This is a genomic window from Halochromatium glycolicum (genome assembly GCF_016584085.1).
Taxonomy (GTDB): domain Bacteria; phylum Pseudomonadota; class Gammaproteobacteria; order Chromatiales; family Chromatiaceae; genus Lamprobacter; species Lamprobacter glycolicus.
This window is the reverse complement of the sequence record NZ_NRSJ01000079.1, coordinates 1-8450: the sequence shown is the minus strand read 5'-3', so window position 1 is coordinate 8450 and position 8450 is coordinate 1. Positions and strand designations below refer to the sequence as shown.

11 protein-coding genes are annotated in these 8450 nt (G+C 66.0%); 8 read left to right on the top strand and 3 right to left on the bottom strand.

All coding sequences use genetic code 11. The features are described 5' to 3' along the window. Positions 1–384 precede the first annotated feature (384 nt). A complete protein-coding gene (locus CKO40_RS23025; RefSeq protein ID WP_200348797.1) occupies positions 385–753 on the top strand; it encodes a thioredoxin family protein in 369 nt (122 codons plus the stop codon). A 94-nt stretch (positions 754–847) separates the two neighbouring features. Then, a complete protein-coding gene (locus CKO40_RS23020; RefSeq protein WP_200348796.1) occupies positions 848–1696 on the top strand; it encodes a PD-(D/E)XK nuclease family protein in 849 nt (282 codons plus the stop codon). A gap of 348 nt (positions 1697–2044) precedes the next feature. Here CKO40_RS23020 and CKO40_RS23015 read toward each other — a convergent pair whose 3' ends face one another. Beyond that, complete coding sequence (locus CKO40_RS23015) at positions 2045–3058, bottom strand: L-threonylcarbamoyladenylate synthase (protein WP_200348795.1); 1014 nt, start codon at positions 3056–3058, stop codon at positions 2045–2047. A 60-nt stretch (positions 3059–3118) separates the two neighbouring features. Here CKO40_RS23015 and CKO40_RS23010 point away from each other — a divergent pair, with 60 nt between their 5' ends. Genes CKO40_RS23010 through CKO40_RS23000 form a run of 3 tightly spaced genes read left to right on the top strand, consistent with a single transcriptional unit; the run spans position 3119 to position 4049 of the window. Next, positions 3119–3295 (top strand): hypothetical protein, encoded by a 177-nt coding sequence (locus tag CKO40_RS23010; protein ID WP_200348794.1) that lies wholly within the window; start codon positions 3119–3121, stop codon positions 3293–3295. Next, positions 3295–3588 carry a nucleotidyltransferase domain-containing protein gene (locus CKO40_RS23005; protein WP_200348793.1) on the top strand — a complete coding sequence of 98 codons (294 nt, stop codon included), beginning with the start codon at positions 3295–3297 and terminating at the stop codon, positions 3586–3588. The genes CKO40_RS23010 and CKO40_RS23005 overlap by 1 nt, the downstream gene beginning before the upstream one ends. Beyond that, a complete protein-coding gene (locus CKO40_RS23000) occupies positions 3585–4049 on the top strand; it encodes a hypothetical protein (protein WP_200348792.1) in 465 nt (154 codons plus the stop codon). Before CKO40_RS23005 ends, CKO40_RS23000 begins: the two co-directional genes overlap by 4 nt. A 207-nt stretch (positions 4050–4256) precedes the next feature. Here CKO40_RS23000 and leuA read toward each other — a convergent pair whose 3' ends face one another. Beyond that, positions 4257–5951, bottom strand: coding sequence for a 2-isopropylmalate synthase (leuA, locus tag CKO40_RS22995; protein WP_200348798.1), 1695 nt, complete (start codon positions 5949–5951; stop codon positions 4257–4259). Positions 5952–6477: 526 nt separating this feature from the next. Between leuA and CKO40_RS22990 the strand changes: the two genes are divergently transcribed. Genes CKO40_RS22990 through CKO40_RS22980 form a run of 3 tightly spaced genes read left to right on the top strand, consistent with a single transcriptional unit; the run spans position 6478 to position 7574 of the window. Beyond that, positions 6478–6681 (top strand): type II toxin-antitoxin system VapB family antitoxin, encoded by a 204-nt coding sequence (locus CKO40_RS22990; protein ID WP_200348791.1) that lies wholly within the window; start codon positions 6478–6480, stop codon positions 6679–6681. 2 nt (positions 6682–6683) lie between these two features. After that, entirely contained in the window at positions 6684–7088 is a 405-nt protein-coding gene (gene vapC / locus CKO40_RS22985) for a type II toxin-antitoxin system VapC family toxin (RefSeq protein WP_200348790.1), read from the top strand. Between the two features lie 21 nt (positions 7089–7109). Beyond that, positions 7110–7574, top strand: coding sequence for an Lrp/AsnC family transcriptional regulator (locus CKO40_RS22980; protein WP_200348789.1), 465 nt, complete (start codon positions 7110–7112; stop codon positions 7572–7574). 76 nt (positions 7575–7650) lie between these two features. Here the strand turns inward: CKO40_RS22980 and CKO40_RS22975 are convergent, their stop codons facing one another. Then, on the bottom strand, positions 7651–8043 hold the full coding sequence (locus CKO40_RS22975) for a DUF6746 family protein (RefSeq protein WP_200348788.1): 393 nt from the start codon (positions 8041–8043) through the stop codon (positions 7651–7653). Between the last annotated feature and the right edge of the window lie 407 nt (positions 8044–8450).

Here is an 8450-nt window from a genome sequence, read left to right as displayed (position 1 = left end):
CGCGCAGCAGTCCCGCGACGCTGAGGTGCTGGCGTGAGAACGGACCACTCATCAATACCTGCCTCGCAGCTTGAGAAGGTCGTGGCAGTATACTGATTCGGCTTCAAAAGTTTACGAAAGATTTTTTCGGCTCAAAGCCAACTTATTGTTTCTAAAGCAGATATTTTGCGGCGGGAATTGCTGGCCATTGCGGGCATCGTTGCCGGGTCGGTGTCGATTCCTGTCGCGAGTCACGATCGTTTGCCGCCGGCAGGATGACAGCGGCCCGGCTGTGGCACGAGGCCGCAGTGCAGGCGCTGGCGGTCGCGCACCAGGGCTGGAATGACTGTGCTCGAGCCCTGGTGCGGTAAAGTAACGTCTGACCAAGCGAGGAGACCCGAGGCCATGCGCTTTCCGCCCGACCATCCGCCCTGCGAGCACTGTGTCGACATCGATCACGACGCCTTCGATGCGGCCGTGCTCCAGGCCTCGCACGAGCGGCCGGTACTGGTCGACTTCTGGGCCGATTGGTGCGCGCCCTGCCATCAGCTCGCGCCGCATCTGACGCGCGTGATCAACGAGCTCGACGGCGCGATCCAGCTGGCCAAGGTCGAGGTCGACGAAGGCGACAACATGCGGCTCACCGGCCACTACCGTCTGCGCGGCTTCCCGACCGTGATCCTGTTCCAGCATGGCGAGGAGCGCGGGCGCTTCAGCGGCTCGCGCTCGAGCGTGCAGATCCGCGCTTGGCTCGACGAGCATCTGCAGGGCTAGGCCGTGAGACAGCAGTCCATGCCGCCCAGACGGTGATGTTGGCCGGATATTGGAGTCGGAATCAGAGGGTCGAGCCGAGAGAACGGAGCAGACGATGTTGAGCGAACAGCTGAAGGAACAAATCAAGCGCGAGCTACCGCAGTGGTTACGCGGCGATGCCGAGTTCCGGCGTTTCGTGCTGGAGTTGGCGCGGGACGAGTTTGCCGACAAGCAACAGACGGAAGGGCGTTTCGAGGCCATGCTCGCCGAGCTGGCGCGCGATCGTGAGGAGCAATCCCGCAGGTGGGAGGCACAAGAGCTCAAGTGGGAGGCGCAAGAGCGCAAGTGGGAAACCAACGAGCGTAAGTGGGAGGCACAAGAGCGCAAGTGGGAAGCCAACGAGCGTAAGTGGGAGGAAGAGACCCGCGCCTGGCGAAAGCATGAGGAGGAGGTCTGGGCCGAGATCCGCAGCCTGCGCGAGGAGAACGTGGCGCTCGACCATCGCATCGATCGCACGCTCGGCGCACTGGGTGCACGCTGGGGGCTACAGTCGGAGCGCGCCTTCCGCAACGCCTTGGCCGGGATCTTGGAAGGCAGCTTCGGCGTCGAGGTCCTGAACATCAACGAGTACGACGACGCGGGCGAGGTCTTCGGCCGGCCGGAGCAGGTCGAGCTCGACGTCATCATCAAGAACGGGCTTCTGATCATCTGCGAGTTGAAATCATCGATCGATAAGGCGGCCATGTACAGCTTCGAGCGCAAGGCGCGCTTCTACGAGAAGCGTCATGGGCGCACGGCGAGCCGCCTGATGGTGATCTCGCCGATGATCGATCCGCGCGCGCAGAAGGTGGCCGAGCGGCTGGGCATCGAGACCTATAGCGACTCGCTCGATGTCGAGACGCTGGACGGAAACGCGGAAGGCGTTAGCGCTTCGCGCGAGAGGTGGGAGGCCCCGCCAAGTTGAGCGGCCAGCAGGTTTGCTGGCTCAGCGTAGCCTCCTGGCAGGCGCTCGTCGACCGGCGCTTTCCGGGCAGGGTCGGATGTCCCGCCATTTTCGAGTACCGAAGCGCTTAGGCGATTGCCGGAAAAGCTCGTACCGAATGGCGCAGGATGTTCGTTTGCCTTCGAGGAGCGTCGCCGGGAGCATAGCCGGGCTATGTGACCGGCGGCGCGACGAAGAAGGCGAGCGAAAAGACCAGCAAGGCGGTATGAGCTTTGACAGAAATCGCCTTAAGCATGCAGTAGCCGCGAAACCGTGTTTCCGGCTCCTGGTGGTATCTGGCAAGGATGGGCGATCAATCAGTGTCGCCGTTCAGCGGCCGCTGCCGTGCGCGGCGCGGCGCAGCCGGTCGTTGACCGCGAGCCAGTCCGCGCCGGCGGGCGGCGCGACGAGCAGGATGCGATCAGGGCGGGCTGCATCGAGCGCGCGCAGCGCCGCGTAGAGGCCGGCGCCATAGCCGGCGGCATCGGCCGGCAGCAGCGCGAACGGGATCTCGGCCGGTAGCGATGGCCGCTCACCGAGTCCCAGGCAGGCCGGCCGCTCGCCGTGATCGAGCAGCTTGCTTAGCCGGCCCGTCAGTGCGTCGGCGGGGATGAGCTCCAGGGGCGCGCGCGGCGCATAGTGTGCGGCGAGTGCTCCCGGCGTGCGGACCGCCGCCTCACTGGCGCCCGCGTGCTTCAAAGGCGGGTCTACGGGTTTGCCGATGACCTCGCTCAACGCCTCGGGTCCGATCGCGCCTGGGCGCAACAACTGCGGTCGTGGCCCGATCAATGCGACGATGGTCGATTCGAGCCCGATCCGGCAGGGACCGCCGTCGAGAACCAGATCGACTGCAGCGCCGAGATCGTCGCGCACATGCTGCGCGGTGGTCGGGCTGATGCGGCCGAAGCGATTGGCCGACGGCGCGGCGATGCCGCCGCCGAAGCGCTCGAGGAGCGCCAGCGTTAGCGGGTGATCGGGCGCGCGCAGCGCCACCGTGTCCTGCCCGCCGGTGACCGCATCGGGCACCCGCTCCGCGCGCGGCAGCACCAGCGTCAGCGGGCCGGGCCAGAAGCGCTCGGCCAATGCCATAGCGGCTGCCGACGGCTGCGGGGACCAATCGCCGACCCGATCGGCGCCGGCGAGATGGACGATCAGCGGATGATTCGCCGGGCGGCCCTTGATCGCGAAGATGTGCCGCACCGCGGCCGGATTCTCGGCATCGGCGCCGAGCCCATAGACGGTCTCGGTCGGGATCGCAACCACGCCGCCGGCGCTCAATACGTCCACGGCCTCCGACAGGCGGGCATCGGCATCGGCGGGAGCGTTGAGCGGCGATCTTGGCATGCGCGGCAGACTACCAGAGCCGCACGGCAGTGACGCGGCGTGATGAGGTCAGATGATTCGATGTACGATTCCGCCCGTGACGCGGCACCTGTGGACGGCTGCCAACGAGTCGGTTACGTCGTGCCGCTGACGACATTCCAGACGCTACGCGAGGCGCTGTCGCTGCGGCTTGCGCCGTTCGCGTCGATGACCCCCGGGGAACTGCGACATGCCAAACGCGGCCGCGCGCGTTCGTGATGAGACTCGACGCTGACGCGATCCAACGGATCCGAGGCGCCGTCGACGCGCATTTCGGCCAAGGCAGCCGCATCTGGCTGTTTGGCTCGATGCTCGATGACCAGGCCCGTGGTGGTGATGTCGACCTCTATGTCGAGCCCACTGATCCCCTACCGGCCAACCTGTTTCTCGCGCGGCAGGCGCTCAAGCGCGAGCTCGAGCAGACCCTGCGGCGGCCGGTGGATGTGCTCGTTCGGCGCGCGCCGCCAACGGCATTCATGCGGCAGGCTCGGGCGGAAGGTCAGCGCCTATGACGCTCCGCCGCCAGGTCTTGGCCGAGACCATGGACGCCTTGACCCAAGCCGCGGAGCGCCTGGAGATGACCCATGCGGGGCTCGCTCAGCACTTCCCGCTCTCGGCGGCTGGCCTGGCGGCGCTGCCAGCGCTCGAGCAGGAGCGTCTGGATGCCTACGCGGTTCGCTATGCCCGTTGCCAAAACCTGCTTGCGCCGGCCATGCGCGCCCTCGCACGGGCGCAGTTGGAGCCGAAGGCCGACGGAAGCTTCCTCGAGCTGCACGCGCTGATGCAGAAGCAAGGTCTCGTCGGTGCGACGGCCGAGTGGGAGCGCCTGCGCAGCCTGCGTAATGCTGTCGGCCATGAGTATCCGGACCCCGACAGCATCGTGGATATCCTGAATGGCCTGCGCGCCGAGACCCCAGCGATTCTCGAGCTCGTCGAGCGGTTGCGTCACGCAGCGGCGCAATTGCCGACCTGAACGCTCCTTCGGTCCTTTGCCCGGCCCACCGACCAGCTCAGCGCCGGGCGCTGGCCAGCAGCGGTTGCGCCGAGTCAATGTGGCGGCACGTCGATTGCGCGTGTGCCCCAGGTCGCTAGCAGCTCTCCGCTAGCAGTTCGGCGTCCGCTACATCGCGGCAATCCGCGCCGTAATCGCCGCCGACTCGAGCCGGATCGAGCTCGATACTCAGGCCACCTGCGGCATCCTCGTCGCCTTGGCGGCGCTGACAGCGGCCCGGTTCAGCGCCGAGATCACCGCCTTGAGCGAGGCGCTGATGGTGTCGCGGTCGATCGCGGCGCCGGCGACGGCCTCGCCGTCGATCTTGAGCTGCACATAGGCCGCGGCCTCGGCATCGGTGCCGGCGCCGATCGCGTGCTCGCGGTAGTCGAGCACATCGACCTGCTGCCCGAAGGTCCGGCCCCAGGCGTCGGCGAAAGCGGCGATGGCGCCGTCACCGTCGCCGCTGATGCGCTGCTCGCCGGCGCTGCCGGTGATGGTCGCCTCGATGCGATCGCGTCCGTTGCGGCTCAGCCGGTAGCCGCCGAGCCGGGCCGGCGCGCGGTCATGGATGAACTGGGCATCGAACAGCTCACGGATGCGCGCCGAGTCGATGACGCCGCCCTGCTCCTCGCTGACGCGCTGCACGATCGGCGCCAGCTCCACCTGCGCCCAGCGCGGCAGATGCAGCCCGTAGTCGCGCTCGAGCACGAAGGCGATGCCGCCCTTGCCGGACTGGCTGTTGACCCGGATCACCGCCTCGTAGTTGCGCCCGAGGTCCTGCGGGTCGATCGGCAGATAGGCGACCTGCCAGGGCAGCTCGCGGTTGTGCTCGGCGCGCTGATGATGCAGCGACTTGTTGATCGCATCCTGGTGGCTGCCGGAGAACGCGGTGTAGACCAGCTCGCCGATCCAGGGGTGGCGCGGATGGCAGGCGATCCCAGTGCATTCCTCGACGGTCGCGATGATGCGGTCCGGGTCGCTGAGGTCGAGCCTTGGGTCGACGCCCTGGCTGTAGAGGTTCATCGCCAGCGTGACCAGGTCGCAGTTGCCGGTGCGCTCGCCATTGCCGAGCAAGGTGCCCTCGATGCGGTCGGCGCCGGCCAGCAGGCCGAGCTCGGCCGCGGCCGCGGCGCCGCCGCGATCGTTGTGGGTGTGCAGCGAGACGCAGACGCTCTCGCGCCGCTCGAGATGGCGGCAGAACCACTCGACCTGGTCGGCGAAGACGTTCGGGCTCGCCGATTCCACCGTCGCCGGCAGGTTCAGGATGCAGGGGTTGTCCGGTGTCGGCCGCCAGACATCGAGCACCGCGTTGCAGACCTCGACCGCATAGTCGGGCTCGGTCTGCGAGAAGCTCTCCGGCGAATACTGGAAGGTCCAGTCGGTGCCCGGATACTTGGCCGCCTCGTCGCGCACCAGCTCGGCGCCCTGGACCGCGATCGCCTTCACCCCGGCGCGATCGGCGCCGAACACCCACTCGCGCTGCACCGGCGAGGTCGAGTTGTAGACATGGACGATGGCGCGATGGACGCCGTCGAGCGCGGCGAAGGTGCGCTCGATCAGGTCGGCGCGGGCCTGTACCAGTACCTGGATGGTCACGTCCTCGGGGATGCGGCGCTCCTCGATCAGCCAGCGCACGAAGTCATAGTCGGGCTGGCTGGCCGACGGGAAGCCGACCTCGATCTCCTTGACGCCGATGTCGACGAGCAAGGCCCAGAGCTGCTGCTTCTGCGCGACGGTCATCGGCGCGCGCAGGGCCTGGTTGCCATCGCGCAGGTCGACGCTGGCCCAGCGCGGGGCCTGCTCGATGATCCGGTCCGGCCAGCGGCGGTCGCTCAGCTGCACCGGCTTGCTGGGACGGTATTTGGCGTGATGGGCGGGCATGTCGAACGATCCCTCTTGTTGGGTTGCGAAGGTCTTGGTGCGCGCTTGCGATCTGCGCTGCTTGCAAGTGATCCGGCCTGTCGGACGCAGCCGGCCGAGCAGGGTTGATCGGAGCGTTGTCATCGCTCCGGGCTCGGTGAGCCCGCTGCATCAGGCTGGGCGGATCGAGCTGGGCGGATCGGGCTGGGCGGATCGGGCTGGGTTGCAGCGGCCGACCGCGCTGCCGGGGTCAGGATCGCTGCTCCGGCGCTGCCGATGATCGGCGGCGGGCGGTGCCTTGTGGGCGTTGCCCGCCGAATGTTCGTGGCTGCGGCTTGTGGCCGACGGTTGATAGGATGGGCTAATCGGCTGCGCAGATGATTGCGATTTTGCTTGCCGCATGGGCTAAATGCGCAATCTTATGCCAACAAAGCTTGGCCAATTAGCAGCTTGGCGATAACGGTTGGTCCTGCCGGCGGGCTCGGAAGGGATGGACTTGTAACGAGCGTCTTGCCAGCCTAGGATACACATAAGGAGGTGTATGACGATGCGCACCAATATCGTGCTCGACGATGGGCTCGTCGAAGAGGCGTTGGCTGTCTCCAACATCCGAACCAAGCGTGAGCTGGTCGACCGTGCGCTGCGCGAGTTCGTCGCGCGCCACAAGCGCAAAGACCTGATGGACCTGTACGGCAGTGACGGGATCGATGCCGAGTACGATTACAAGGCTGCTCGCGCCGGGGATGCCTGACCTTGTATCTGGTCGATACCTCGGTGTGGATCGGGTTCTTCAGAGCAAGCCCGACAGCGGCGGTCGAGCGCTTGAAGGCGCTGTTGGCAATCGGCATCGAAATCGGGACTTGCACGGCGGTGCTGCAAGAGATCCTGCAAGGGACCACCGATCAGCGGCGCTTCAACCAGTACCGCAGCTACTTCGAGACCCAACCAATCCATCTGCCGAGGGATCCGATCCGGAGTACGATCGCTGCGGCACAGATGTACTTCGATTGTCGGCGCCAGGGCATCACGGTGCGCTCCTCTAACGATTGTCTGATCGCTCAGATGGCGTTGGAGCATGGGCTGATTCTGTTGCACGATGACGAGGATTTTCGCCGCATCGGCCGCGTTGTCCCGGAGCTGAGGGAGGTCTCGCGCTGACGTGCGCTGCACGACGGACCCATGAAACTCGACCGCTACGACCGCCACATCCTCGAGGTCCTACAAGCGGACGGCCGCATCAGCAACCAAGAGCTGGCCGACCGCATCGGCCTGTCACCGTCGCCGTGCCTGCGCCGGGTGCGGGCGCTGGAGGAGGCCGGCATCATCGCCGGTTATCGGGCGCTGGTCGATGCCAAGAAGCTCGGGCTGAGCCTGATCGCGTTCGTCAACATCTCGATGGACCGGCACACACCGGAGCGCTTCGCGAACTTCGATGCGACCGTCTCGGCACTGCCCGAGGTGCTCGAGTGCTCACTGGTCACCGGCCGCGACGCCGACTACCAGCTCAAGATCATCGTTCGCGACATGGAGGCTTATCAAGACCTGCTGCTGCACAAGATCACACGCATCGACGGCGTGTCCGGTGTCCACTCGAGCTTCGTGTTGCGCCAGGTGGTTGAGCGCACGGCGCTGCCCGTAGGCTGATGATCGGCGGTTGCGCCCGGTGGAACGAGCGTCTGTCGCGCCCATCGAGGGAGGGTCGCGACAGGCTGGTAACGGATCAGTCGTCGAACTGCTCGGTCACCGAGAGGTAGTTGCGGCCGGCCTCGAGCACGATCTCGGTGTCGCCTCGCTCGGAGCCGAGATGGACCTCTTCCAGGGTGATGGCCAGGTCGCTCAGCTCTGAGCGGATCATCTCGAGCGCGTTCTCGAGGGTGTAGGTCAGCTCGTGGATGTGGGCGAGATCGGCTGGCTCGAGCGAATCCTCTTCAAGATATTCCTCGAGCTGCTCGTTCGCGGTCTCGAAGTTGGTCAGGGCCTCGGCAAAGGTCTCGGCCTGCTTGCCCTCGAAATGCGGCCGCCCTTTGGGCGACATCTCGTCCGCGGCGACGCTGCCGGCGATGCTGGCGGCGACGATGAGAACCAGCGCGAGGCTTGGATAGATGAACTTCATCGTTGGGTCGACTCCTGATGGGTTTGTTGACCGCAATTCACATGAGGCCGAGCGGCACAAACCCAAACGAACTGTCCCGACGCGTTCGCGGGTGCTCTATGGTACTGCTTTGTTACCTTGTGCCATGCGCTTGAGCTGGATGTGCGCCGCAGCCAGGCACACGCCCTCCAACGTGATCTCCCTCTAACGTATGGCTAACCCGCGGCATACTGCGCCCTGCACAGTCCTTGACGGCTTTGCTCAGTTCGACGGCGCAGTATGCGGTCGGGTTGAGCCCATTGTGTACGCCCGGCATGGGCATGAACTGATGGGGTGAAAGTCCCCTGTAGGAGTACCTGTAGTGTCCTCTTGGACCAATAGAACTACTAGCCGACGGCAAGGGCAAACCCGCGAGGGGATGTCTGGAG